Source organism: Aeromonas sp. R6-1 (genome assembly GCF_040908165.1).
Classification (GTDB): domain Bacteria; phylum Pseudomonadota; class Gammaproteobacteria; order Enterobacterales; family Aeromonadaceae; genus Aeromonas; species Aeromonas caviae.
Map to the genome: position 1 here is coordinate 187,620 of NZ_JBFODF010000046.1, position 26,019 is coordinate 213,638.

The 26,019-nt window shown below is 64.0% G+C and carries 20 protein-coding genes; 3 read left to right on the top strand and 17 right to left on the bottom strand.

All coding sequences use genetic code 11. The features are described 5' to 3' along the window. Positions 1 to 117: 117 nt before the first annotated feature. Both AB5Y68_RS15885 and AB5Y68_RS15890 read right to left on the bottom strand, forming a co-directional pair. The gene (locus tag AB5Y68_RS15885; protein ID WP_039038776.1) at positions 118 to 771 is read right to left on the bottom strand and encodes an HAD family hydrolase; all 654 of its coding nucleotides are present in this window, start codon (positions 769 to 771) and stop codon (positions 118 to 120) included. Further along, complete coding sequence (locus AB5Y68_RS15890) at positions 768 to 1,412, bottom strand: TIGR01621 family pseudouridine synthase (RefSeq protein WP_039038777.1); 645 nt, start codon at positions 1,410 to 1,412, stop codon at positions 768 to 770. Before AB5Y68_RS15890 ends, AB5Y68_RS15885 begins: the two co-directional genes overlap by 4 nt. A gap of 88 nt (positions 1,413 to 1,500) precedes the next feature. Between AB5Y68_RS15890 and AB5Y68_RS15895 the strand changes: the two genes are divergently transcribed. Next, positions 1,501 to 3,093: a GGDEF domain-containing protein gene (locus AB5Y68_RS15895; RefSeq protein WP_039038778.1), complete on the top strand. Its 1,593-nt coding sequence runs from the start codon at positions 1,501 to 1,503 to the stop codon at positions 3,091 to 3,093. A gap of 103 nt (positions 3,094 to 3,196) precedes the next feature. Here the strand turns inward: AB5Y68_RS15895 and AB5Y68_RS15900 are convergent, their stop codons facing one another. From AB5Y68_RS15900 to AB5Y68_RS15910, 3 genes are all read right to left on the bottom strand, one after another. Next, the gene (locus tag AB5Y68_RS15900; RefSeq protein ID WP_039038779.1) at positions 3,197 to 4,750 is read right to left on the bottom strand and encodes a PAS domain-containing methyl-accepting chemotaxis protein; all 1,554 of its coding nucleotides are present in this window, start codon (positions 4,748 to 4,750) and stop codon (positions 3,197 to 3,199) included. A 121-nt stretch (positions 4,751 to 4,871) separates the two neighbouring features. After that, positions 4,872 to 6,530, bottom strand: coding sequence for a fatty acid--CoA ligase (locus AB5Y68_RS15905; RefSeq protein ID WP_039038780.1), 1,659 nt, complete (start codon positions 6,528 to 6,530; stop codon positions 4,872 to 4,874). 59 nt (positions 6,531 to 6,589) lie between these two features. Next, positions 6,590 to 7,171, bottom strand: a complete 582-nt coding sequence (locus AB5Y68_RS15910) for an alpha/beta hydrolase (RefSeq protein WP_039038781.1) — start codon at positions 7,169 to 7,171, stop codon at positions 6,590 to 6,592. 298 nt (positions 7,172 to 7,469) lie between these two features. On the opposite strand from AB5Y68_RS15910, the gene AB5Y68_RS15915 reads away from it, so the two are divergent. Beyond that, positions 7,470 to 8,522, top strand: a complete 1,053-nt coding sequence (locus tag AB5Y68_RS15915) for an AraC family transcriptional regulator (protein ID WP_042882909.1) — start codon at positions 7,470 to 7,472, stop codon at positions 8,520 to 8,522. 238 nt (positions 8,523 to 8,760) lie between these two features. Here AB5Y68_RS15915 and AB5Y68_RS15920 read toward each other — a convergent pair whose 3' ends face one another. From AB5Y68_RS15920 to AB5Y68_RS15975, 12 genes are all read right to left on the bottom strand, one after another. After that, positions 8,761 to 11,295 carry an RND family transporter gene (locus AB5Y68_RS15920; protein WP_080769866.1) on the bottom strand — a complete coding sequence of 845 codons (2,535 nt, stop codon included), beginning with the start codon at positions 11,293 to 11,295 and terminating at the stop codon, positions 8,761 to 8,763. A gap of 71 nt (positions 11,296 to 11,366) precedes the next feature. After that, positions 11,367 to 12,452 (bottom strand): YCF48-related protein, encoded by a 1,086-nt coding sequence (locus AB5Y68_RS15925; RefSeq protein WP_039038782.1) that lies wholly within the window; start codon positions 12,450 to 12,452, stop codon positions 11,367 to 11,369. A gap of 142 nt (positions 12,453 to 12,594) precedes the next feature. After that, the gene (locus tag AB5Y68_RS15930) at positions 12,595 to 13,956 is read right to left on the bottom strand and encodes a DUF1329 domain-containing protein (protein ID WP_231959455.1); all 1,362 of its coding nucleotides are present in this window, start codon (positions 13,954 to 13,956) and stop codon (positions 12,595 to 12,597) included. Between the two features lie 26 nt (positions 13,957 to 13,982). Continuing rightward, the gene (locus tag AB5Y68_RS15935; RefSeq protein WP_052258778.1) at positions 13,983 to 15,914 is read right to left on the bottom strand and encodes a DUF1302 domain-containing protein; all 1,932 of its coding nucleotides are present in this window, start codon (positions 15,912 to 15,914) and stop codon (positions 13,983 to 13,985) included. 558 nt (positions 15,915 to 16,472) lie between these two features. Continuing rightward, complete coding sequence (locus AB5Y68_RS15940) at positions 16,473 to 17,102, bottom strand: CoA transferase subunit B (protein ID WP_039038783.1); 630 nt, start codon at positions 17,100 to 17,102, stop codon at positions 16,473 to 16,475. Positions 17,103 to 17,289: 187 nt separating this feature from the next. Continuing rightward, positions 17,290 to 17,991, bottom strand: coding sequence for a CoA transferase subunit A (locus AB5Y68_RS15945; protein ID WP_039038784.1), 702 nt, complete (start codon positions 17,989 to 17,991; stop codon positions 17,290 to 17,292). 201 nt (positions 17,992 to 18,192) lie between these two features. Next, complete coding sequence (locus AB5Y68_RS15950; RefSeq protein ID WP_039038785.1) at positions 18,193 to 19,212, bottom strand: YeiH family protein; 1,020 nt, start codon at positions 19,210 to 19,212, stop codon at positions 18,193 to 18,195. After that, on the bottom strand, positions 19,200 to 20,180 hold the full coding sequence (locus AB5Y68_RS15955; protein WP_080769867.1) for a DsbA family protein: 981 nt from the start codon (positions 20,178 to 20,180) through the stop codon (positions 19,200 to 19,202). Before AB5Y68_RS15955 ends, AB5Y68_RS15950 begins: the two co-directional genes overlap by 13 nt. Continuing rightward, entirely contained in the window at positions 20,177 to 21,496 is a 1,320-nt protein-coding gene (locus AB5Y68_RS15960) for an MFS transporter (RefSeq protein WP_039038786.1), read from the bottom strand. The genes AB5Y68_RS15955 and AB5Y68_RS15960 overlap by 4 nt, the downstream gene beginning before the upstream one ends. Positions 21,497 to 21,700: 204 nt before the next feature. After that, on the bottom strand, positions 21,701 to 22,750 hold the full coding sequence (locus AB5Y68_RS15965; protein WP_039038787.1) for a 3-keto-5-aminohexanoate cleavage protein: 1,050 nt from the start codon (positions 22,748 to 22,750) through the stop codon (positions 21,701 to 21,703). A gap of 52 nt (positions 22,751 to 22,802) precedes the next feature. Then, positions 22,803 to 23,651: a TauD/TfdA family dioxygenase gene (locus AB5Y68_RS15970; protein ID WP_039038788.1), complete on the bottom strand. Its 849-nt coding sequence runs from the start codon at positions 23,649 to 23,651 to the stop codon at positions 22,803 to 22,805. A 74-nt stretch (positions 23,652 to 23,725) separates the two neighbouring features. Then, on the bottom strand, positions 23,726 to 24,706 hold the full coding sequence (locus AB5Y68_RS15975; protein WP_039038789.1) for a quinone oxidoreductase: 981 nt from the start codon (positions 24,704 to 24,706) through the stop codon (positions 23,726 to 23,728). A gap of 381 nt (positions 24,707 to 25,087) precedes the next feature. Here AB5Y68_RS15975 and prpB point away from each other — a divergent pair, with 381 nt between their 5' ends. Beyond that, the gene (gene prpB, locus AB5Y68_RS15980) at positions 25,088 to 25,972 is read left to right on the top strand and encodes a methylisocitrate lyase (protein WP_039038790.1); all 885 of its coding nucleotides are present in this window, start codon (positions 25,088 to 25,090) and stop codon (positions 25,970 to 25,972) included. Positions 25,973 to 26,019: the final 47 nt, after the last annotated feature.

Consider the following 26,019-nt stretch of genomic DNA (forward strand, 5'->3'; position numbering starts at 1 on the left):
GGCGGCGTTCAGATAGTTTGGCGGGGGTCCGCGCCAAAAAATGTAAATGAAATGTGACATCACAGCCCCAGCCTTGCACTGCGCTCGTTAGCGTCCCGCAAGGCTGTCAGCTTTGCCTTACAACGACCAATAACGGGGTTCGATATGGGGCAGTACCGCCCTCGCCTTTAGCAATCGAGTCCTTTGCGGATTGATGAGCCAGGCCTGCTCCCCCAACGCCAGCAGGGGCAGATCGTGCAAGCTGTCACTCAGGGTGAGTGCGGCCTCCAGGGTCAGGAGCTCGGGCAGCAGCTTGTGCCTGCCATGGCAATAGAAGCGCGGCACCAGGCCGCCGAAACGGTAACCCATCCGCGAGCCGATGATGCGGTGAGGGAGCCTTGGCAGTTGACGATGGAGCTGGGCACGGACCAGGGCGCGGGGACTGGCGGAGATGACCCAGCAGCGGTGCCCCTCCCCCGTCAGGAGGGCTCGCGCCTCCCGATACAGACCGGGCCGGGTCAGGCTGTACTGCCGTACCAGGGCGCGCCAGGCCAGGGGGGATAGCCCGAGGGTGATGGCCCACCAGATGAGTGCAATGCCGCGACTGCGCTGACCTGGCAGCAGATAGATCACGGCGCCGAGCGCCATCAGTGGCCACAGCAGCAGCGGCCAGATACGGCGGCGCAAGATGAAACGCAGCAACCCCGCATGGCTGTCATCCGGCGCCAGCGTGTCATCGAAGTCGGCCAGGATCCAGCCGCGGGCTGGGACTCTCGCGGCTACAGCGCTCATTCGGAGATCTCCGCGATGACGGCATGCAACTCGGGCAGGAGGAACAGCGCCCCCTCATCGGGCGGACAGACGAGATCGAAGCTCTCACCTGCCAGGGTGAAGGCGAGGCGCCAGGCGTGCAGATAACCGCGATCCGCCGCCGTGCCGCCGTAACGCTCATCTCCGAGGATGGGGGCTCCCACGCTCTTCAAGGCCACCCGGATCTGGTGGGTCTTGCCGGTCCGGGGCTTGATACGATAAAGGCGCAGCCCCTCGCGCACCGAAACGGAGTCGAACCAGCTGATGGCCGGGTTATCCTGGGTGCGGCTCAGCATCCAGCTGCCGCCTCGCCCTTTCTCCATGTCCCCCTTCACCCAGCCCTGCTTCTTCTTCGGCTTGCGATCGGAGAGGGCCAGATACTGCTTGCTCACTTCCCGCGCCGCGAAAGCCATGCTGAGGGCGCGATTCGCTTCGGGGGTGCGGGCCAGCAGCACCAGCCCAGAGGTCATCTTGTCCAGTCGATGGACCGGATAGAGGTCAAGACCGGTATCCATTCTGACCCGATTGACGAGACCCGGCTCGCCGGCATCATCGTGCATGCCAATGCCCGGACGCTTGTTGATCACCATGAAATCTTTGTGCTGCAATTGTATCCGGTACATGTATAACCCTTTAGAATGTTATTTGTTAACAACTTGAATGCAGGCCTGCAGGCCATCTTCATGGACCCTCAGCACAAGAATCGCACGAATGAAAAAATGCCTGTTTTGGCTGTTGTTGCTTGGCATCACTTGCTTCTCGCCCCTCCAGGCCAGTGAACGGACACGTGATCTGCCGGAGAAGGTGGTATTGCAGTTGCGCTGGCTGCATCAGCCCCAGTTTGTGGGCTATCACATGGCCAAGGCCAAGGGGTATTACGCCGACGCTGGTCTGGATGTCGAGATAAGGCCAGGTGGCAAGGGAATAAGTCCGGTTCAGGAGGTGCTGGCCGGACGCGCCGACTTTGGCGTCGGCAACACCGAGGTGCTGACCCACTACGCCCAGGGCAAGCCGCTGCTGGCGCTGGCCAGCGTCTACCAGCACTCTCCCTCCATCTTCCTGGCACGCCGCGACAGCGGCATTCTCACCGTTGCGGACATGCGTGGCAAACGGATCATGATGTTTCCGGGTCATCAGGATGCCGAACTGCTGGCCACCCTCTACTATCAGGGGCTTCACGAGCGCCAGCTCATCCCGGTACCCACTTCGGTCAACATCGACGATCTGATCGCCGGCCGGATAGACATCTTCAACGCCTATCTGAGCAATGAGCCCTTCTATCTGGAAGAGCGCGGCATCTCGGTGTCCGTCATCAACCCTCGCAACTACGGCATCGATTTCTACAGCGACATTCTCTTCACCACCCAGGCACAGGAGCGGCTCAATCCGGAGCGGGTGGCACGTTTTCGTGCAGCCAGCCTCAAGGGATGGCGCTATGCCCTCACCCACCCCGAGGAAGCCATCGCCCTGCTGCGCACGGAGTATGGCGTCAACCGCAGCCAGGCCCACATGGAATACGAGTTGCAGATGAGCAAGGAGATGATCCAGCCGCTCTATGTGGAGATCGGGTATATGAATCCGGATCGCTTCGCTCACATCATGCAGCAGCTGGTGGAGATAGGCCTCCTTGCCAAACCGGTCTCCCTGACCCGTTTCCTCTATCAGGTTCCCTCAGAACAGTGGATCTTCTGGCGTCCATGGTTCCTGCTAAGCCTGGGTGTTGGTGGTCTCATCCTGCTGCTCTCCCTCTATCTTCTGATGAGCAACAAGCGGCTCAACCAGGAAGTGGCCCTGCGCAAACAGCGAGAGCAGGAGATACTGCAACTGGCCCGCCTCGATCCCCTTACCGGACTGCCCAATCGCCTGAGCCTGATGGAGCAGTTGAAACACCAGGTGCAAAGCGACAATCCGGGCTGCCTGCTGTTTTGCGATCTCAATGACTTCAAGCGCATCAACGACAACTTCGGCCACAGCCAGGGGGATGCCATCCTCTGCCAGCTGGCCCGACGGATCCACGACGCCATCGGCCACCAGTGCTATTTTGCCCGCTTGGCGGGGGACGAGTTCATCCTGCTGCTGCCTGGCTACGATATCCGTCAGGCAGAGGAGGTCACCGCCGTGATCCGCCAGGCCATGCAGGCCCCCTTCGTGGTCAATGACCAGCCGATGCAGGTGGGCATCAGCATCGGCGTCAGCCACTACCAGCATGACTGGAGCCCGGAGCAGTGGCTCATCCAGGCCGACAGGGCCATGTATTGTGACAAAGGTGGCCGCGTCATTACGCTGGCGGAGCAGTCCGGCTGACTGGCTCATCTCCCGGCACACAGAGCCGATACCCCCATGAAACCAATAAACAAGAAGGCCACCCCAGGGGTGGCCTTCCTGCATTGCATGAGTCTGACCGCTCTTACCCGAAGGTCTGCCCCAGGGATTTGAGCTGGCGAGCCTTGGTGAGCAGGATGTCGCTCGAGGCGTCCATGTCCTGCATCTTGTTGCTGTTGGTGTGGGAGTGCTGGGAGATGGCGTTGACGTTGCGGCTGATGTCCTCCACTACCGCCTGCTGCTCCTCTGCCGCCGTCGAGATCTGGGCCGAGAGGTCCACCACCCGTTCTATTTCCGCCAGCACCTGATGCAGGCTCTCTGATCCCTGGCGGGTCAGGGTCACGCAGGATTGGGTCTGTTGCAGGTTCTGCTGCATCATTCCCTTCCAGCCGTTCAGGGTACGCTGGATCTGGCCTATGCTGCTCTGGATCTGCTCGGTCGCCTTGTGGGTGCGCGTGGAGAGGGTTCGTACCTCGTCCGCCACCACCGCAAATCCTCGCCCCTGCTCCCCTGCCCGCGCCGCCTCGATGGCGGCGTTGAGCGCCAGCAGATTGGTCTGATCCGCAATGCCCTGGATCTCGCTCATCAGCACACCGATGCGATCCGACTCCTCCGCCAGTGCCACGGCGGCCGTGAAGGCATGCTCTGCCTGGGTGGCCAGCTCCGTCACCCTGTGCTGGGTATCTTCCAACTGCTGGTCGGTGTGTTGGCAGTGCGCCTTGGCCTGAGCTATCTGGTTGTCCGTCTCCAGGATATTGCGGGCAATCTCGTGGGCTGTCGCCGCCATCTCGGTGATGGCCGTCGCCACCTGCTGGGTCTGGACATCCTGTTCGGCGATGTCGGCGCTCGCCTCGCTGGAGGCTGTTTTCAGATGCACCGCGAGATCCTGCAGGGAGAGGGTCGCATCGTCCACTCGTCCAAGGACGGTGCGGATCCTGGCCTGCAACAGCTTGATGTGGAAGTCTGCAATGGCACTGGCATCCTCCCCCGAATAGATGAGCCGGGTCAGGCTGTCATATTCGTCCGCGAGCTGTCGCAGATAACGGGGGGTAGTGATGAGGGTGTCACGATAGATCAGGGCCAGCCACAAGAGGGGCAACAGGGTGAACAGCGGCCCCCAGGGCCCCATCAGATAGGCTCCCCCCGCCAGCATCAGCAAGACACCGACGATGGCCAGCCCGTGGCGCATCGGGCGCAGGCTCAATCCGCCCTTTCGCTCCCCCCGCTCCACGCTCTTCAATCTGGCATAGGTGCGCCCGGCCACGGCTTTCATCTCCGGCGCGGCGCGACTGCGGACCGACTGGTAGCCATTGATCCGCCCCTGCTCGAAGATGGGGGTGACATAGGCATCCACCCAATAGTAACGCCCATCCTTGCAGCGGTTTTTCACCATGCCGCGCCAGGGTTTGCCCTGCTTGAGCTTGCCCCAGAGGTCAGCAAAGGCGGCCTTGGGCATGTCCGGGTGGCGAACCATGTTGTGGTGCTGGCCTATCATCTCTGCCCTGCTGTATCCCGCCACCCGGCAGAAGTGGTCATTGGCATAAGTAATGACCCCCTGAAGATCCGTGGTGGAAACCAACTGTTCACTGGACGGAAAATCCACCTCTTCATCAACGAGATGAATCTGGGTTCTGTTCATGGCGCACGCCTCTTGTGTGATAACTCAGTTATCGTAGTCAAGCCATGGCAGCCCGGCCAACAAGGCCCCTCAGACAGTGGGGATGACTGAGAGGCCGTCCTCTGGATCTATGACGGCGCCCTCAGTTCTCCACCGCCGGATGGCACTCGCGCTCCCGGATCAGCTTCTTGTTCACCTTGCCGACACTGGTCTTGGGGATCTCCTGCACTATGCGGATCTGGCGCGGAATGGCCCAGCGATTGATGCGACCACTGTCGACGAACCCCTGCAGGTGCGCCTTGATGGCCTGGGGATCCAGGTTCGTCCCCTCCTTGCCGACCACCAGGGCCAACGGGCGCTCCCCCCACTGCTCGTCCGGCACCCCCACTACGGCCACCGAATGCACCCCGCAATGGGCGCTGATGAGGCTCTCCAGCGCCAGCGAGCTTATCCACTCGCCACCTGTCTTGATCACGTCCTTGATGCGGTCCTTGATCTCCACCGTGCCGTCCGGGGTGATGGAGGCCACGTCCCCGGTGTGCAGCCAGCCGCCATCCCACAGCTCAGCCCCCTTGGCGGGCTCCTTCAGGTAGCCCTGGGCCAGCCAGGGGGCGCGCACCACTATCTCCCCCATGGCCTCACCGTCGTGGGGCAGATCCTTGCCCTCGGTATCGACGATGCGCAAGTCCACCAGGCCGATGGGCTTTCCGGTCTTGATCCGCAGCGGCAGTTGCTCCGCCATGGGCAGCGCCAGCTCCTCGGGAGCGAGGTGCACCACGCACAACAGCGGGCAGGTCTCCGACATGCCGTAGCCGGCGTGCACCCGTATCCCCTTCTGGCTCGCCTGGGTCGCCAGCCCGAGCGGCAGCGCACTGCCCCCCAGCAGCATCTTCCAGCCCTCGAACGAGGTCTGCCTGGCCTCCTCGCAGTCCAGGATCATCTGCAATATGGTCGGCACGCAGTGGGAGAAGCTCACCCCCTCGTCGCGATAGAGCTTGACCAGCTTGTTCGGCTCGTAGCGCCCCGGGTAGACCTGCTTCACCCCCAGCATGGTCGCCACATAGGGGACGCCCCAGGCATGGACGTGGAACATGGGTGTGATGGGCATGTAGACGTCGTCGGAGCAAAGCAGCGACTGGCCCGCATGGGCCGCCAGGGTGCCCAGCTCGTTGAGGGTGTGCAGCACCAGCTGGCGGTGACTGAAGTAGACCCCTTTGGGATCCCCGGTGGTGCCCGTGGTGTAGAACAGGGTCGCCACCGAATATTCGTCGAAGTCGGGGAAGTCGAACTGGTCGTCCGCCCCGGCCAGCAGCGTCTCGTACTCCCCGAGCAGGCGCAAACCGGTAGAGGGCGACTCCCCATCGGTCAGCCGGATGTAACCGCGCACCGTGGGCAGCTTCTCCTGAATGGAGTCCATCATGGGCAGGAAGTCGTCATGAACCAGCACCAGGTGATCCTCGGCGTGGTGCATGGTGAAGGCGATCTGCTCCGGCGACAGGCGCACATTCACCGTGTGCAGCACGGCGCCTATCATGGGTACCGCGAAGAAGCACTCGAGGGAGCGGTGGCTGTCCCAGTCCAGCAGGGCCACCGTGTCCCCCGGTCCAATGCCCGAGGCGGTCAACAGGTTGGCGAGGCGGTGGATGCGCTGATTGAGGGTGCGGTAGTCGTAGCGCAGCCTGTCTGCGTAGACGATCTCCCGGCCCGGGTGATGGCGCCCCCCGGACAACAGCAGGCTCTTGATCAGCAAGGGATAAGCATGGGCTCCCTGGGCTGGCGGTATGATCCTTGTCTTCACCATACGGACTCCTTCCGATTCGTGTTTGGGCGCAGGGGAGCCGTCTCCCCTCACCATCTGAGTTAGCGGGCGTCGAGACGCCCGAGCAAGGCCTCGGCCTCTGGCCAGGGGCCAAATCCGCTCGCCGGATTGAGGTGTCCCACCGCCCCGGCATCCACCAGCTCGCTCCCCCACTCCCCGGCCAGGGCACGCACCGCCGCAGGGCTCGCCAGGGGATCGTTGTGACTCAGCACTACCAGACTCGGGAACGGCAGCGTCATACGGGGCAAGGGGTGCCAACCGCCGGCCGCCATGGCCTCCTTGCTGGGATAGTGGGAGGGCCAGTCGGCATCCAGATCCGGTGGCGTCACCAGCAGGGCGCCCTTTATCCTGTGCTGACTGACAGCGCCGTACTGGGCAGCCCAGTGGGCCACCATCAGCACCCCGGCGCTGTGGGCCACCAGGATCACCGGGCCCTCGATGGCGGCGATCGCCGACTCGATGGCCTCGACCCTGGCCTGGCAGTTGAGCTTGTCCGAGGCGAGCGGCGGCACCGTCACCACCTTGTCAAGCCTCTCGGCGAGCAGGGTCTGCCAGTGATCCGCCACGTGTTCACGCAGGCCGGGCACGATCAATACGGTGGCCTCGGGCTGACATTCCTTCATGTATCTTCCCCTGTTCAGGCGCTCCGGCGACGGCCGGATGACATCGGGACCACAGTAAGGTGCCGGGCCCCCGGCTGCTTTACCTTGGATGCCATGAAGTTGTCTTTTTGCGACAGAGACTCGGCCGGACAAGGCGGTGATCGCTGGGCCTGGATGCCATCGGAAGCGGACTGTGAGCGAGCTCACCCCCTGGGATCTGCGACTAACAGATAGGTTAATAAGCCTTCCCACGATGTAAGCAAAATGATAAAAAACGGTTAACAACCAGCAGATGAGCTGTCGCCATGGGAACTGCATCATGACCCTTCTTGCCAGAGCCGCTACCCTCACCAACTACCTCGATGTCGCCCGCCAACTGGGCCTCAATACCCCCCACCTGTTGTCGCAAGCCGGCCTCAGTGCCTCCATTCTGGATGTGCCCAATCAGCGCATCCCGGTTTCCACCATCATCAACTTGCTGGAGCTCACCGCCCGCACCGGCGACTGCCAGAGCCTGGGGCTGCGCATGGCGGAGCATCGCCAGCTGTCGGACTTTGGCGAGGTGAGCCTGCTGCTGAGCTATCAGCCCAACCTGCGCGAGGGCTTGCAGGTGATGGTGCAATACATCCATCTGTTCAATAACGCCCTGGCCATCTTCATCGAGGAGGCGGGCAAGGCGGTGATCATTCGCGAGGAGATCATCACCGACGCCCCCATGCCCTCGCGCCAGGCCACCGAGCTTGCTGTCGGCGTCATGTATCGCTTCTGCGCGGCCCAGGTCGGGGTCGGGGCGAACTGGCATCCCATCAGCGTCAACTTCACCCATGACGCGCCGGCGGATCTCTCCATCCACAAGCGGCTGTTCGGCTGCAAGCTGGAATTTGGCAGCGAGTTCAACGGCATCGTCTGTCAGTCAGCGGATCTGGACATCCCCAACCCCCTGGCCAACCAGGCCATGGCCCGCCATGCGCGCCAGTACCTCGACACCCTGCTGGTGGAGACCCAGCAATCCCTGATGACTGACGTGCGCAAGGCCATCTACCTGCTGCTGCCCATGGGGCGCGCCACCATAGAGCAGATAGCCCGCACCCTGGGCATGAACGTGCGCACCCTGCAGCGCCATCTGGAGGAGAGCGGTGCCACCTTCAGCGAGCTGGTCAACGACGTGCGCCGGGATCTGGTGATGCGTTATCTGCAAAACTCCGGCTATTCGCTGGGCCACATCGCCGACATGCTGGGTTACTCCATGCCGAGCTCCTTCACCCGCTGGTTCAACGCCCAGTTCGGCATGCCGCCCGCCACCTGGCGCTCCCGCCACAAGGGCGTGCCCAAGGTGACCCAGAGCGCGCACACCAGCCTTGCCTACGGCTAGACCCCATTCCTTCGCCAGACGTTGAATTAAAGAGGGAGGCTGCGGCCTCCCTCTTTGCATTCCGCTTTCCATCATGTGGGGCACTCGCCATCGACAGCGAAACGAGTGGGATGCCATGAAAGCCAGCAGCGCGACACTCCCGCATCCCTTTGCCATCCAACCCGGCCCCTCAACAGATCACGCCAAAAAAGAAGAAGGAGGCTTGTCGCCTCCCTCTTCACATCTCGGCTTGCCGCCCCTAGCGGACATCGGCCGGCAGCTGTTCCGCCTTCATCCTCCCCTGGGGCGCGGAGGCGTCGACGCTCGCACGGGGCGCAGCAGCCTTCTCAACGGCTTCGGCCAGAGCGGGCTGGGTGCCGCGCAGCAGGAAGTAGGAGAGTGCCGGCACCCCTATCAGGGCCCCCAGCATGTTCCACAGGAACATGAAGGTGAGCAGTATGCCCATGTCGGCCTGGAACTTGATGGGGGACCAGACCCAGCCCACCACGCCGGCGGCCAGGGTGATGCCCACCAGCCCCACCACCCGGCCGGTGAAGGCCACGGCCTGGCGATAGGACTCCACCAGCGACATGCCCTGGCGTTGATGGTGCAACTGCACGCTCAGCAGGTAGAGCGCGTAGTCCACCCCGATGCCGACCCCGAGCGCAATCACCGGCAGGGTCGCCACCTTGACGCCTATCCCCATGAAGACCATCAGCGCCTCGCACAGCACAGAGGTGAGCATCAGCGGCACCAGGGCCACCACGGTCGCCCGCCAGCTGCGGAAGGTGATGAGGCAGAAGACGGTCACCGCCAGGTAGACGTAGAGCAGCATGGTGCGGTTCGCCTCGTGCACCACCAGGTTGGTGGCCGCCTCGATGCCCGCCGAGCCCGCGGCCAGCAGGAACTGGCGATCCGGCGACGAGTTCTCCCGGGCAAACCGCTCGGCGATGGCCACTACGCCGCTCAGGGTCTCGGCCTTGTGATCCCTCAGGTAGGCGATCACCGGCATCAGGGAGCAGTCGGTGTTGAACAGCTCGGGGCTGTTGACCGAGGCCTGCTGGGCCGCGTAGTTCAACACGTTCTGGTTGCGCTGGATGCTGGCGAGCCTGGGGTTGCCCTCATAGGTGCCGGCGGTGATCTGGCGCACCGCATTGACCAGGGAGCTGGTGGCCTGCACCCCGGGATGCTGCTGCAGCTCCCAGCCCAGGCGATCCGCCAGGATCAGGGTCTGGTAATTGAGACACCCCTCCGGCGCCGTCTTGATCATCACCGCGAACAGATCGCTCGAGAGCGCATAGTGGCTGGTGATGTAGCCGTTGTCCTTGTTGTAGCGCGAATCGGCGCGCAGCTCGGGTGCGCCGCTGTCCAGATCGCCAATCTTGAGGTGCAGGCTGACCAGGTAGCCGCCGATCCCCATGGCCAGGCCCAGCAGCACCACAAAGGTGGCCCACTTGCGCTCGGTGCAGCGGTCCAGCAGCGTCCAGAGCCTGCCGAAGCCCTGGTTGGCGGCGGCGTTATTTTCAATGGCCAGCGCCCGCTCGGCCGCCTTGTGGCCCACTCCCACATAGGAGAGCGCCACCGGCATCAACAGCAGGGAGGTGAAGATGAGCACCGCCACCCCGATGCTGGCGGTGATGGCGAGATCCTGAATGACCGGGATGTCGATCAGCATCAGCACCGCGAAGCCCACCGCATCGGCGAGCAGCGCCGTGACTCCGGCCAGGAACAGCCGGCGGAAGGTGTAGCGCGCGGCGATCAGGCGATGGGTGCCGCGGGCGATGTCCTGCATGATGCCGTTCATCTTCTGGGCCGCGTGGGAGACCCCGATGGCGAAGATGAGGAAGGGCACCAGCACCGAATAGGGATCGATGGCGTAGCCGAGCCAGGCGACGAGGCCGAGCTGCCACACCACGGCGATCAGCGAGCAACCCACCACCAGCAGGGTGCTGCGCACGCAGCGGGTGTAGAGGAAGATGATGAGAAGCGAGGTCGCCACCGCCAGGGCGAAGAACATGATCACCTGAATGAGGCCATCGATGAGATCGCCGACCAGCTTGGCAAAACCGATGACCCGGATCTTGTACTGACCCGTCCCCTCCTCTCCCGCCTTGTGGGGCTTGCCGTCGAACTCGATCTGGCTGCGCAACTTCTCGATGCGCTGGGAGAACTCGTGATAGTTGAGGGGCTTGCCGGTGGCCGATGCCTTGTCAAGCAGGGGCACGATCAGCATGGTGGATTTAAAATCGCTCGCCACCAGGCTGCCGACGATACCGGCCCGGTTGATGTTCTGGCGCAACTGCTCGATGTCGGCGGGCTTGCCCTGATAGGCGTCCGGCATCACGGGGCCGCCCTGGAAGCCCTCCTCGGTCACCTCGGTCCAGCGCACCGCCGGACTCCAGAGGGACTTCATCCAGGCGCGGTCCACCCCCTCGGTGAGGAACAGCTCGTCATTGACCCGCTTGAGCACGCCAAGATAGCCGGGATCGAAGATGTCCCCTTGGGTGTTCTCCACCACCACCCGCACCGAGTTGCCGAAGCCACGCAGGGACTGGCGGTTCTCCAGGAAGTTTTTGATGTAGGGCTGGCTCTGGGGGATCATCTTCTCGAAGCTGGGCGCCAACGCCAGGCGAGTCGTCGCCATGTAGCCAAACACCAGGGTCGCCAGCGTCATCACTAGCATGAACAGCGCTCTGTGGTTGAACACCAGCCGCTCCAGCAGGTTGCCGGAGCGCCTGTCGAACTGCGCCAGCTCGCGGATCACCGGCATCGCATCTTGCTTCACATGGCCCATGTCTGGATCCTCGTTATCGTTATTGGGCCGTCATCCGGTGACGGCCTGATTTGGCAATACTTGTGACCGCCTTAATTCACCGCCAGGGTGCGCACACCGCGGCTGCCCACCAGTGCCAGGGTGCCCTGGGGCGTCAGCAGGGCGCCCGCCACCGGGGATGGCTCGGCCAGGGGTTCCAGAGTCAGCGGCTCGTTGCCCCGTTGCCGCAGCATATGGCCGGCCTGGGTAAAGAGGCGGAACTGGCCATCTGCCCCCTGCATAGCAGTGCTGAGGCTGATGGGCAGCGGACTGGCCAGTCTCGCCCAGTGCTGGCCGCCATCCGTGCTGCGATAGGCATGGCCCCGCAGCCCATAGACCAGCAGCTCGCCGGGCCGACCGATGAGGCCGAAGAAGCTGCCGTCATAGGGGCTTGGCAGTGAGACGAAGCGCTGCGTCCCCGGATCCCACTTGCGCAGCAAGCCCTGCTCGCCGACGAGATAGAGGCTCTCCCCGGCCAGGGCGATGGCATTGAGATGCAGCCCATCCGGGTTGTCGGTGCGATCCTGCATCGGCGTCCAGTGCTGACCGCCATCCTGGGTGCGCAGAATGAGGTTGAACACCCCGACCACGTAGCCAACCCTGTCGTCTTGGAACCAGACGTCGAGCAGGGGCTTGTCGGCCCCCTCCTCCACCAGGCGCTGGCCCTCTTCCACCAACGCGGCCCACTGCTCGTTGTCCGGCTCGGACTGGGCCTTGGCCGAGTAGTATTGCAGCACCAGGTCGCCTATCTGGCGGCCATCCAGCTGTTTCTGCCAGCTGGCGCCACCGTCCTGGCTGTGCAGGATGACCCCGTCCCCCCCCACGGCCCAGCCCTGCTCGGGACTGGGGAAGACGACGGCATTGAGATCCGAGCTCACCGGCACCCTGGCCTGCTGCCAACCCTTGCCTTCGTCGTCGGAGTAGAGGATGTGACCCCGCTGCCCCACCGCCACCAGCCGGCTGCCGGCACGGGCCAGATCCAGCAAGGGGCTCTGCTTGGCCAGCGCGCTCGGCTTGGCCGGCAAGTCCAGCACGTCCACATAGGCCGTCGCCGCCGTGATCGTCTCCGCGCTCTGCGCGGGCCCTGCCATCAGCAGGGCGCCGCACAGCCAGGGCGCCAACTTGTTGAATGAACCCATACCACTTCCTTGTCTTCAAAACCCATCGGATGGTCGCAACAACCCCACCCCGGCCCTCCCCTTGGCAAGGGGAGGGCGCACTTCACTCCTCCCCCTTTCGAAGGGGGAGGCCGGGAGGGGGGTCAGTGGAGATCATCAACGCTTAGCGGATACCCGCGCCCGCCAGGGACTCCGGCGACCACTTCGCCTTGGACAGCGAATCGCCGTACTTGATGCCGCCATGGGGTCCCACCACGCCGTTGATGTTGTAGGTCCCCGCCACCAGGTCATAGATCATGAAGGGGGTGGCATCCGGGGTCTGCTTGTCGTAGCTCTGGCTCAGGAAGGCGAAGGAGCCGCGATAGAGCTGACCACGGGCGTCGTACTGATCCGAGGCCAGGGCCACCCAGCTGTCTTCGTCCAGATAGAAGCGACGCTTGGCATAGATGTGGCGCTCGCCGGCCTTGAGGTTGCCCTCCACCACCCAGACCCTGTGCTTCTCCCAGCGCACGTGATCCGGCGACAGGAAGTTCGGGGTGGTCAGCGCCCGGGCATCGGGCTCATAGGTCAGCTTGTAGGTGTTGTAGGGAACTATCATCTCCTGCTTGCCCACCAGCTTCCAATCGAAGCGGTCCAGCGCGCCGTTGAAGACGAAGACGTCGTCATAGGTGCCGGCGCCCGAGGTGCCCGGGTTCGGGGTATCGTAGGCCAGGTTCGGTGCCAGCTTGACCCGGCGCTGCCCCGGCAGGTACTGCCAGGCCTTGCGCGGCTGCTCAAGGGGGTTGGCGGCATCGCGCAGCATGATGGCTTCACCGGCACGGCGGGCGGGCCCGGTGTAGTAGAGCTTCATCTGGTAGTAGGTGTCCTTGGCCGCGATGGGCTTCTTCATGTCCTCGTAGATGGCGTAGTTGATGAACGCCTGCCCCGTGGTGGAGAGCGCCGCTACCCCGGCGGAATCGACGTTCCAGGAGTCGTATTTGGTGGCGATGTTCACCCCCTGGTAGCGCAGCAGGAAGTTCCACATCGCCTCGGCGCCGGTCTGCGGGATCGGGAAGGGAATGCCCGGCAGCACCTGATCCACCGCCATGCCCCCTTCCAGGGTCTTGGCGTTCAGGGCGTTCTGCCTGGTGTTGTCCAGCACCGCCTGGGGCAGCGCCACGCTGCGGTGAGTCGGGTAGACATCGACTCTGAAGTCCGGGAAGCGGCTCAGCAACTCGGCGGTGGTGGCGGTCAGCTCACCCTTGTACTTGGCCACGTTCTTGCCGTCGATCACCAGCTGCGGCTTGTCGCCCGCATAAGGATCCGGGCGCATGCTGTCACCGGCCTTGAAGCCGGCGGGCGCCGTGGTCAGGCCGCCGGTATAGGCGGGGATGGAGCCGTCGGCGTTGGCCGCGGCATCGGCGCCGACCTGGGTCAGGCTGGTGCCCAGCTTGCCCGCTTCGCTGGCGGAGACGGCCGCCTGGGCCTGACTGGTGAAGGCCAGGGCGAGGGACAGGGCCAGCATGGTCTGTTTATGTTTCATCATCTTGTTCTCCGACTCGGTCGCTTGACTCAATAAGTGGTCTTGAGGGTCAGGTAGACGGCCCCTCTGTCTTCCGTGGTGGCGCCGCCACCGGAGAAGGAGGAGTAACCGCCGGCATAACAGGTGTTGCGCTGGGTCGCATCCAGGGCGTTGGGGGTGGAGCCATCGGTGGCGCCGTCGTTACAGTCGGCAGACTTGCCGAAGGAGTCCACGTACTTCAGATCGACGAAATACTGGTTGTAGATGGTAGCGCCGAGGCCAAGGGCGTAGTTGCCGGTGTCCTTGGCACCGCCGCCCTGCACGGGAGACACCCCCGCCAGGCCGAGGTTGATCGACAGCGGCATGCTCATGTCCACGCCGGGGAACACCTGATACCAGGTCGGGGTGAAGTTGACCGCCAGGCCCCAGTTGTCGGTGGTCGACTTGTCGAGCCCCTGGTAGCTGTCCTCGCCCTTGTAGAGCGCCTTGTTGTGATCGTTGAGGCTCAGCAGGTTGCTGTAATAGAGCTCGGCCAGCAGGGCGGCGCCGTCGAACAGCGGGGTGTCGGCCATGGTCATCAGGCCGTTGAGGGTCCAGTGCAGGGTCTCGCCGGTGGCGCTGTAACCGTCGCTGTCGTCGGTGATCACCCCGGTGCTGTCATTACGGGCAGGCAGTGCGCCGAGCCCCTGTTTCAGCCCGAGTGGACCCGAGGCACTCAGCAGCGCCGGGATGCTGGAGAGGGGCATGTTGTGGCGATAGTTCAGATCGCTGCCCACGCTCACCCCGGCGATGTCCTTGGACAGGCTCAGACCCAGGATGTCGATGTCCTCGCCGTAGGCCAGGGAATAGCTGGTGTTGGCAATCGAGTTACGCAGGTTGGGAATAGCCCCGGCCGGCAGGGGATTCGTCCCGCGGACGCTCAGACCACGGGCGTCCAGTACCGCCTGGGGCAGGATGTCGGCGGTGCGACGGTAGTAGGCCCCCAGGGTGGCATCCAGCGCCTCGGGGGACCACTTGGTCATGAAGCCCCAGTCACCGTGCTTGCCCGGCTCTATGTCTGCGCCGCGGCGAATGTTGCTGAGGGTGCCGTTCGGCCCGGCGAGGCCCGGACCGCCGGTGTGACCCAGCAGGAAGGCGCGGGCACCGTAGCCCACCAGATCGGAGCCACCGTAGAAGGTGCCGGCCTCCGGCAGACGGGCCGCGTCCCAGTCGAAGAAGTACTGGGCGGCGAAGGTCCACTCCGGGTTCAGGGTGAAGGAGGCGGAGATCTGCTTGCGGGGCATGAACAGCTCTTTTGCCTCGGTGCCCGGGGACGCCGCGAGCTTGGCGAGATCCAGGCCAGACTGGCCGTAGCTGATGGAGTGCACCGGGTTGAGCAGGGTCTCGCCCCAGAAGATGTTGTGCTGGCCTATCTTGACGCCGAGCAGCGACTCGTCACCTATCTCCATGTTGTGGAACACGAAGGCGTCGAGGATCTCGCCGGAGGGGCCGTTGTAGTAGCGATCGGCATAATCGCTCAGTCCCGGCTGGCCAAACATGGTCGACCTTGCGGGGTTGGCGCCCCAGCCCGGGATGCCGGAGGCATCACCATTGTTGTTCAAAAAGGGGTTGTCGCTCGCGCCGACGTCGTCATAGGCATAGTCGTACCAGCTCGCCGCACTGATGCGAAAACCGGTATTGCCCTTGTTCACCACGTCCAGCTCGGTCAACAGATCGAAGCGGGTGGTGACGGTGTCGCCGGCATCCTTGAAGTTGTAGTCCCCATCGTTGCTGTTCGGGGTGGCGAGCATCCGCTCGTCGGCGCTCTCGGTGCGCATGCCGTAGTTGAACTTGCCGGTGTTGTCGAAACGCACGGACCACTCTTCACTGTCCGTGTCGATCTCGACCGCCTGAGCGGTGGGCAGGAGCACGGCCGCAATGGCCGTCGCCAGCAGGCTGAGGCGCAGGGCACCGCAACCATGACTCGTGTGCTTGTAATCCATTACAGTCTCTCCGAGTGTCGTCATCTGTTGTTTGTTGTTCTGTGTCTAGTCGCCGTTTCCGTTGGCTTTATTGTCTGGCTTTATTGTCTGGCTTGTTGCTTGGCTTCTTGCCTGGCTGTTGTGCCAGTGTCGGCGCTTCCCTTGGGGATGAGGGGGCGCTCTGTTTGCCTCCTCCCCTTGCGGGTTCCTCCCCCGGGTGCGCTCTGTGTTGTTGCTACCGACTCTACGGCCAGCCCAACCCCCTTGCTTGCCATTGAACGTCAGCCACTTTTCATTTGATGACAGGGAGTGGCGGCGCCGAACAAGCGGCGCGAAAGGGGTGTCGGACGGCATCCGCGCAGGGATTCGCGGGGCTCAGCCAGGGACCATGGTGAAGGACAGAGGTCCGCCAAGGGGCTGGCGTGTCCAGTGAGTGGGTGGGTGATGGCAGTCTGTTATCGGGGCGAGAGGCAGCAGGCAGAGCATCAGCGCCGTCACGGAGAGCATAAAAGCGGCGGAGCAGGCCCAAGCATCCTCACTCCGCCGTGAAAATGGCCGACGAGTCGGCCCACACGCGATTCAGCGGCAGATGCGGCAGCCGGTGGCGGCCTGCAACTGCTCAAATTCGATGCCGGGGGCCAGCTCCACCAGCTTGAGGCCGCTTGGGGTCACGTCCAGCACGGCGAGATCGCTGATGATGCGATCCACCACCCCGACCCCGGTCAGGGGCAGGTTGCACCACTCCAGTATCTTGTGCTCACCGTTCTTGGCGCAGTGCTCCATCAGCACCACCACCCGCTTGACCCCGGCCACCAGATCCATGGCCCCCCCCATCCCCTTGACCAGCTTGCCGGGGATCATCCAGTTCGCGAGATCCCCGCGTTCCGAGACCTGCATGGCCCCGAGCAGCGCCAGGTTGATGTGGCCACCGCGGATCATGCCGAAGCTCTCGGCGCTGTCGAAGAAGCTGCTGCCGGGCAAGGTGGTGATGGTCTGCTTGCCGGCGTTGATGAGATCGGGATCCAGCTCCTCTTCACTCGGGAAGGGGCCTATGCCGAGCAGGCCGTTCTCGCTCTGCAGCCACACCTCCATGGCATCCGGGATGTAGTTGGCCACCAGGGTCGGCAGGCCGATGCCGAGGTTCACATAGAAGCCGTCCTGCAGCTCCTTGGCGGCGCGCTGCGCCATCTCTTCACGGGTCCAGGCCATGACTTAGCTCCTTACTGCAGGCTGTTGAAAACAGGAAGCCACCGGCAGTTCCTGGGTGATGCACAGCGCCCTCTCTTCACGGGTCCAGGCCATGACTTAGCTCCTTACTGCAGGCTGTTGAAAACAGGAAGCCACCACCAGCGCCTGGGTGATACACAGCGCCCTCTCTTCACGGATCAAAACCATCTTATTTCTTCTCCATGACGGTGCGCACTTCGATGCGTTTCTCGGGATTGGGGTTGTGCACCAGCCGCTGCACATAGATGCCGGGCAGGTGGATCTCGTCCGGGGCCAGCTCCCCCACCTCGACTATCTCCTCCACCTCGGCCACGCAGACCCGGCCCGCCTTGGCGCAGAGCGGGTTGAAGTTGCGCGCCGTCTTGTTGAACATCAGGTTACCCGCCTTGTCGGCCCTGGCGCCCTTGATGATGGCGAGATCCGCGGTGAGGGATCGCTCCATCACGTACCAATCCCCATCGAACTGACGGGTCTCCTTGCCCTCGGCGATCAGGGTCCCGTAACCGGTGCGGGTGAAGAAGGCCGGAATGCCGGCGCCGCCGGCGCGAAGCTTCTCGGCGAGCGTCCCCTGGGGGGTGAACTCCAGCTCCAGCTCCCCTGCGAGATACTGGCGCTCGAACTCCTTGTTGCCCCCCACGTAGGAGGAGATCATCTTCTTGATCTGGCGGCTATGGAGCAGAGGCCCAAGGCCGAACTCGTCCACCCCGCAGTTGTTGCTGATGATGGTGAAGCCGCGTTTGCCGCTCTCCTGCAGCGCCTCGATAAGCTGCTCCGGGATGCCGCACAGGCCGAAGCCCCCCGAGGCGATGGTGATGTCGTCCTGCACCAGATCGCTAAGAGCGGCCTGGGCGCTGGGGTAAACCTTGTTCATAACTACCTCTCTGCTCTCTGGCTAGTCCGTTGGCCACAGGGGCGCGTTCGTTTATTGCGGTTTTTCTGATTGATCTCGTATCGCGATCGTCCGATTACGCCGCTACGCGGCTAATCGAACCTACGCAGTCAATTGAGTTGGTAGGTTCGGGTAGCGAAGCCTATTCGGACGTTCGCGGCATTCATGACATTCCTGATATGCCTAAGGCTTGATGCCCCAATGCATCAGGGTCAGCACCAGGGCGACCAGGAAGGCGGTCTCCCCCACCATCAGCAGGATGGGTTTGATGCCGACCGCCGCCAGCTCCTTGAGCTGGGTCTTCATGCCGATGGCGGCGATGGCGATCACCAGGCACCAGCGCGACAGCTCGTTGACCCCCCCCTGAACCAGGGCGGGCACCCAGCCTGTGCTGTTGATGCAGGCCAGCACCAGGAAGCCGACCGCAAACAGGGGCAACAGGGGCGGCCGCTTGCCGGACGCGGGATCTGCCCCCTGCATCCGGGTGATCATGGCGGCGACCAGGATCACCGGCAGCAGCATGGCGACCCGCATCAGCTTGACCACTGTGGCCACGTCCCCGGTCTCGGTGGACATGCTGTAGCCGGCCCCCACCACCTGGGCGACGTCGTGAATGGTGGCACCGAGAAAGACCCCCGCCTCCACCGGCGTCAACTCGAAGAAGCGGGCGATCATGGGGTAGAGGATCATCGCCAGCGTCGAGAGCACCGACACCCCGATCACCGTGAACAGGGTGGCGCGCTCCTTCTGGGGATGGTTCGGCAGGGAGGCGGCCAGGGCCAGGGCGGCGGAGGCACCACAGATGGCGGTAGCGCCCCCGGTCAGCATGCCAAACAGGCGCTGGAAACCCATCGCCTTGGCCACCACCACCGACAGGCTGATGGTCACCACCACCAGGGTGACCACCAGCAGCACCGGCATCCAGCCGAGTTCGGCGATCTGGCCGAGGGTGATGCGCATGCCGAGCAGGGCGACCCCGATGCGCAAGACACTTCGCGCCGTGAACTCGATGCCCGCCTTGCAGCTTCCCTCGCCGCTGAGGAAGTTCAACCCCATGCCGAGCAGCAGGGCGAACAGCAGCACGGGGGCGCCGTAGTGCTCCGACAGGAAGGTGGCGGCGGCCGCCACCGTGATGCTGACCGCCATGCCGGGGGCCAGTGTCCGTACCCGCTGTAAGCGATCCGTCATGGTCAGGGTGAGCATGGGATGGCCTCCTGGGACTCGATGACGATGGACAACCCCTCCCCCGCCGGCTCGACCGGGTAGCGGCGCACCCTGAGCTGGGTCGAGTTCAGCAGCAACCCGGTCGTCAGGTTGAAACGCAGACCGTGGGCAAGGCACTGGATCACCTCCCCCTCCAGCCGGCCGCCGCACAGGGACGCCCCCTGGTGGGGACAGCCGTCATCGATGGCATGGAAACGGCCATCGACGTTGAACAGCACCAGGCTCTTGCCCGAGTCCTCGATGAGGACGCGCTGGCCCGGCGCGGGCACCCGCTCGGCCGGCACCAAGACTCGCGCCTGCGCCCGGGTCATCGCCGCGACGGCCTGGTGCAAGCCGGCAAGCAACTGCGCCACGGGCTGGGCACCGCTGAGGACGCGCCCCTTCCCCAGCACGAAGCTGGGCACCCCCTGCCGAGCCGCCTCTGGCTGATCGCAGAAAAAGGGGGTTCCGTCTCCCTGCAGGCTGCCCACCAGATCGGCAGGCGAGAAGCCCACCGCCTCGGCCAGCCCCAGCAAGGTAGCACCATCCCCCAGATCCCCGCCGTGCAGGAAGTGGCAGGCAAACAGCCACTCCAGCAGACTCTCCAACTGTGCCGGCGATCCCAGCTGGCAGGCCCGTTGCCACAGGCGGTGGGCATCGGCCGTGTTCGGCATACGGGGGATCTTGTCAAAGTCCAGCTCAACGCCGACGCTGGCCGCCGCCTGCCGCACCTGAGCCTGGCGCAGGCGCATCCCCTGTTCGCTGCCAAGGCGCCGCAGATAGAAGGCGTGAAAATCCTCCCCCTGCATCGGCAGCGCGGGCAGCAGTTGCACCCCGCGCCAGCTCACATCGACCCGCACCTCGGGCCGCTCCACCCGCAGCTGGGCCAGCGCCTCATCCAGCTGACGCTTGCCGATGAGGCACCAGGGGCAGATGAAATCGAAATAGACCTCGATGCTGAGCCTCATGCCCTCACCTCGCTGCCCTGGGGGCCGGCGACGACCTGGCGGGCGTCCCCTTCAATCTTGGCCACGTCCTTGTGGTAGTGGCGCTTGCCGTAGAAGAAGACCGCAGCCGCCGCGACGCTGATGAGGGGCACCAGCTGGAAGGCGTTGTCCAGCCCGATGTGATCGGACACCTTGCCGGTGATAAAGGGACCGGGGGCCAGCCCCAGCAGGTTGTTGGCAAGGGTCAGGGTCGCAAACGCCGTACCGTGCACGCTGGCGTGGGTGAGATTGGCCACCATGGCGCCGGCGGGGCCCGAGGTGCCGGTGGCGATGAACATCCCCAGACCGATCAGCACCAGCTGGGGGAAGCCGGCCGGCAGGGCAAACGCCAGGGAGAGCAGGAGACAGCTGCCGAGGCAATAGGCGATGGCGAGGCTTATCTTGCGATCCGGCCGGTTGCGGCACAGCCGATCGCTCAGCATACCGCACAGGATCATGCCGGCACCGCTGCACAGCACTATGATGGCGGCCATGAGTCCCGCCTTGTCCGTGTCCAGCCCGTAGTAGCGGTTGAAATAGCTCGGCATCCAGACGATGACGGTGCCGCCGACGAACAGCTGCAGGCCGCTGCCCACGTAGGCCGAGATCACCGAGCGGCTGGAATAGAGGCTGCGCAGGGGGTTGCGGCCCGCCTTGCTGCCCTGGGCCGCCCGGCTGGCCTGGGAGATCCGCGCCTCCTTGACGATGAGGGGATAGATGGCCGCCAGCACCAGACCGAACAGGGCCATGCCGGCGAAGGCCCAGCGCCAGCCGAGGAGATGCGCCAGCACGCCCCCGCAGGCCATGCCGAGCACAGAGCCGAACATGCCGCCGGAGATGAAGGCGCCGGAGAGGGTGGCCCGCATCTCCCGCGGGAACACCGAGACCACCACGGCGATGCCGACACTGCCGTAGGCGGCCTCCCCCACTCCCACCAGGAAGCGGGCGATGAACATCTGCTCGTAGTTCTGTGCCAGGGCGCAGCCCAGGGTCGCCAGGCTCCAGAGCGCGGCCATCATGGCCAGGCTCTTGACCCGGCCGAACCGGTCCGCCAGCAGGGAGAGCGGGAAGGTGAGCAAGCCGACCATGAGCGCGACTATGCCGCTGAGCAGGCCGAGCTGGGTGTCGGAGAGTGCCCACTCCCCCTTGAGCATGGGGAAGACGGCGTTGAGCACCTGGCGCGACATGTAATCGGAGATGAGCAGACCGAAGGTCAGCGCAAACACTATCCAGGCATAACGACGGGGCACGGCAACCTTGCCGGCCTCGGGGTCGTCATCGATATGAAACGTAGCCATACATTCCCTCGCGCTACTGCAAATTGGGTTGGGTATTCGGTCAACCAGCCGGTGGAAAGGCCCCCGGCCAGACAATATTGACTCATCACTCAGTTGCCCTGCGTGCTGCATAGTGCAAGGACAACCGGCGTTTGGCAAACAGGTTCTTAGGGCGCTTGGCTTGGGGCCTTGCGCCCTGACACGCAGATCTGCGTGGGTATTACATCACTTCTTCAGGAAGCCCTGCTGACCGCCCTTTGGATTCGGGGCGAAGCCGTTGGCTGCAAGGGTTTCTTCAACCGTCTCATAGAAAACACCGATTTTGAGGATCTCGCGGGCTTCCTTACCGTTGGCAACTGGACGGCCGATCTCTTTGGCAAGGCGCACCAACTGTTCGATCTGCTCGACGGAGGTCATCTTACGCGAACGGTCCTGGGTCCAGAGGTTATCCTCAATACCGCAGCGCACGTGCAGGCCCATCGCCATGCCCATCAGGTTGATTGGCAGGGTGTTGAGCATGGAACTTTCCACCGTCAGCATGGTGCCGTCAGGAATGGCGCGCAGGAAGTTGGCCATGCTGTAGATATGCGGCTGGTCCATGCCACCGCCAATCGCCACCCAGTTGCATACCAGCGGACCCTTGTAGACACCGCGGCGGATCAGCCGCTCCACCGACTCGTAGCTGTTGATGTTGTAAAACTGGAAGGCACTCTGGATGCCGGCGGCACTCAGACGCTTGACGTGCTCCTCGATGAAGCCAGGGCCGGAAGGCACGATCATCTCGCGGTAGGCTTCGTAGGTATCGGTCCCCATGGAGGTGCCGGCGTAGTCACGCTTATCCATCTGCTCGACCACGTTCATCTGCGTGGTGTTGACGGTCACAGTGACTTGGTCGGGTTTGGGCTCGAGTTCGGCGAGCATGTGCCGAGTGTCGTCATGCAGCCACTTGGCGGCCGCGCCATCTTCTGGCGGCGCGAAGGAGATAGAGCCGCCGACCTGGATGATCATGTCCGGCACGGCCTTGCGCACACCAGCGATCAGTTCGTTGAACATCGACAGGCGCTTGGAGCCCTTGCCGTCCAGTTCACGCACGTGCAGGTGCAGTACGGCGGCGCCCGCTTCGTAGCAGTCGACCGCTTTCTGGATCTGCTCTTCCATGGTCACCGGGATGTCTTCCGGATAGTCAGAAGGGAACCATTCAGGGCCATACGGGGCTACGGTAATAACCAACTTGTCCTGATTTTCAGGGAAGAGAGAACCGTCAAGGAAGTTCATGTCTATTGCCTCAAGTTATTGAAAATTAGCGGTATCACTGGGATGTTACGACTCAGTAAGGCGTGTCGCCCATGATCCCGGCCCGCTCCATCTTGCGATGGCAGGGGGCGTAATCCATGGCGGCGTAGTGCTGGGTGCTGCGGTTGTCCCAGATGGCCACGCTGCCCGGTTGCCAGCGCCAGCGCACCTGGAACTCGGGGATATAGGCCTGGCTGATGAGGTAGCGCAGCAGATCGCTGCCACCCATGGTGTAGTCCTGGCCGACACGGACATTCGCCGGGGTGTGGTAGTTGGTGAAGTGGGTCGCGAAGGCGTTGACGAACAGGATCTTCTCGTCGGTCTCCGGGTGGGTGCGCACCACGGGGTGCTCGGCGTCCGGGAACATGGCCTTCAGGGCGAGCCGCTTCTCCATCGGCATGGCCGCCCCGAAGCTCGCCTCTATGCTGTGGCGGGCGCGCAGGCCGGCGATCTTCTGCTTGATCTCCTCCGGCAGCGCGGCGTAGACCGCCGCCATGTTGGCCCAGAGGGTGTCGCCCCCCACCGGCGGGCACTCCACGCAGCGCAGCACGCAGCCCATGGGCGGTTGCTCGCGCCAGGTGGCATCGGTGTGCCAGGCGTTCTCGTAGCGATCGTTGGGCACATCCGGCGACTTGTAGATGCGCACCAGGCCGGGGTGATCCGGATCGCTGCCCGCCACCGGGTGATCCTCCAGCTCGCCGAAGCGGCGGGCGAAGGTCACGTGATCGGCGCGGCTCATCTCCTGATCCCGCAGGAACAGCACCTTGTGCCTGAGCAGCTGGGCGCGGATCTCGGCAAACAGCCCTGCGTCGTGGGCCGCATCCGCCAGCTGGACGCCGCTCAGTTCGGCGCCGATATGGCAGGTCAGTTGTTCTACACGCATGTCTCTCTCCCTGAATGACAAGTCGGTGCGCTCAGGCGCCGCCATCGAGTGCGGGCTGGCCTGAGATCCTTGGCCTAGATGATGAAGACGGAGGAGCCCGTGGTCTGGCGCGACTCCAGATCCCGGTGGGCCTGCGCCGCGTCCTGCAGCTCGTACTTCTGGTTGACCTCGATCTTGATCCGCCCGCTGGCCACGTGATCGAACAGCTCGCCGGCCAGGGCCTCCTTCTCGGCCGGGTCGGCGATGTAGTCCGCCAGGGCCGGTCGGGTCAGATAGAGGGAACCCTTCATGGCCAGCAACTGGGGGTTGAAGCCGTCGATGGGGCCGGAGGCGGTGCCGACGCAGACCATGAGGCCGCGGCGCTTGAGGGAATCAAGCGAGCCCAGGAAGGTACTCTTGCCGACGCTGTCAAACACCACGTCAACCCCGCCGCCGCCGGTCAGGGCGCGCACCCGGGTCGCCACATCTTCCCGGCTGTAGTCGATGGTGAAGTCGCAGCCGTGGGCACGGGCCAGCTCGGCCTTGGCGTCGCTCGAGACGGTGCCTATCACCGTCAGCCCCAGCAGCTTGGCCCACTGGGCGACGATGAGGCCGACCCCGCCCGCCGCGGCGTGCAGCAAGATGCTGTCACCGGGCTTGAAGGCGTGGATGCGGCGCATCAGGTAGGCGGAGGTGAGGCCGCGCATGGTCATGGCTGCGGCGGTCTCGCAGGAGATGCTGTCCGGCAGGCGAATGAGCGGCGCGGCCGGGATCAGGCGCTCGGTCGAATAAGCGCCGAGTGTATTGATGAAACCGGTGTAGGTGACGCGATCGCCGACGTCGACGTTGGTGACGCCCTCGCCCACCGCCTCCACCACCCCGGCCGCCTCGACGCCGAGGCCATTGGGCATGGGGATGGGGTAGGTGCCGTTGCGAAAATAGGTGTCGGCATAGTTGAGGCCGACCGCGGCGTGGCGCAGGCGGACCTGGCCAGGCCCGGGCTCGCCCACCGCCACTTGTTCGTAGCGCAAGACCTCGGGGCCCCCGGTTTCATAAAAGCGAATGGCGTTGGCCATGGCGGTTCTCCAGATTCATTCGTGGGTGAAAACATCGTCCAGAGTGAATCTAGGGATTAACGTAAACGTCCGCTTTGCATCGGGCGACAGCCACTTTTCATCTCATGACACCCCCCTTCGAATCCGTTGCCCCCCCTCGGGGAAGAGGCCAGAATCGGCCCTGTTCCCCCATGACGGCGAGGTGACAGTGGCCGGGCATGAATCAAATTGGGAAGCTACTTGATTGAATTACATGAAGTTATACAGGAAGCAGCCGCTGGTGCCCGCCCATTGACGGGCCTTGGACTTAAGCATGATTGACGTTAACGTCAACGTAGTGTGAGATGAACCTGTTCACAGCCAGCATCCGCAGCAGACAAGCACCCCATGAAAGGAGTCACGATGTCCAACCTATCCCCCTCGGCCGGCACGCGTTTTCGCACCGCCCTGGCCAATGAGAAGCCCCTGCAGATCGTCGGCACCATCAACGCCTACATGGCGCTGATGGCCGAGCGCAGCGGCTTCAAGGCTCTCTACCTCTCCGGTGCCGGGGTGGCCAACGCCTCCTTCGGCCTGCCGGATCTCGGCATGACCTCCATGAACGACGTGCTGATCGATGCCGAGCGCATCACGGCCGCCACGCAAGTGCCGCTCCTGGTGGATATCGACACCGGCTGGGGCGGTGCCTTCAACATCGCCCGCACCGTCCGCGCCTTCGAGCGCGGCGGGGTGGCCGCCGTCCACATGGAGGATCAGGTGGCCCAGAAGCGTTGCGGCCACAGGCCCAACAAGGCCGTGGTCTCCCTGTCCGAGATGGTGGACAGGATCAAGGCGGCGGTGGATGCCCGCCAGGACGAGAGCTTCGTCATCATGGCCCGCACCGACGCCCTGGCGGTAGAGGGGCTGGGCTCGGCCCTGGAGCGCGCCGCTGCCTATGTGGAGGCGGGCGCCGACATGATCTTCGCCGAGGCCGTCACCGAGCTGGATCAGTACGACCGCTTCAAGCAGGCGGCAGGGGTGCCGATCCTCGCCAACATGACCGAGTTCGGCAAGACCGAGCTGTTTGACAAGGAGGCGCTCGCCTTGCATGGCGTCGACATGGTGCTCTACCCGTTAAGCGCCGCCCGCGCCGCCAACCAGGCCGCCCTCAACGTCTATCAGCAGTTGCGCCGCGACGGCCACCAACGCGCCGTGGTCGACACCATGCAGACCCGGGAGTCTCTCTACGACTTCCTCGGCTACCACCACTACGAGCAGACCCTGGACAGACTGTTCACCAAGGAATAAGCCCGCGACCAGCCGCCTCATGCTGGCGGCTGGCGCTTCAACGGACT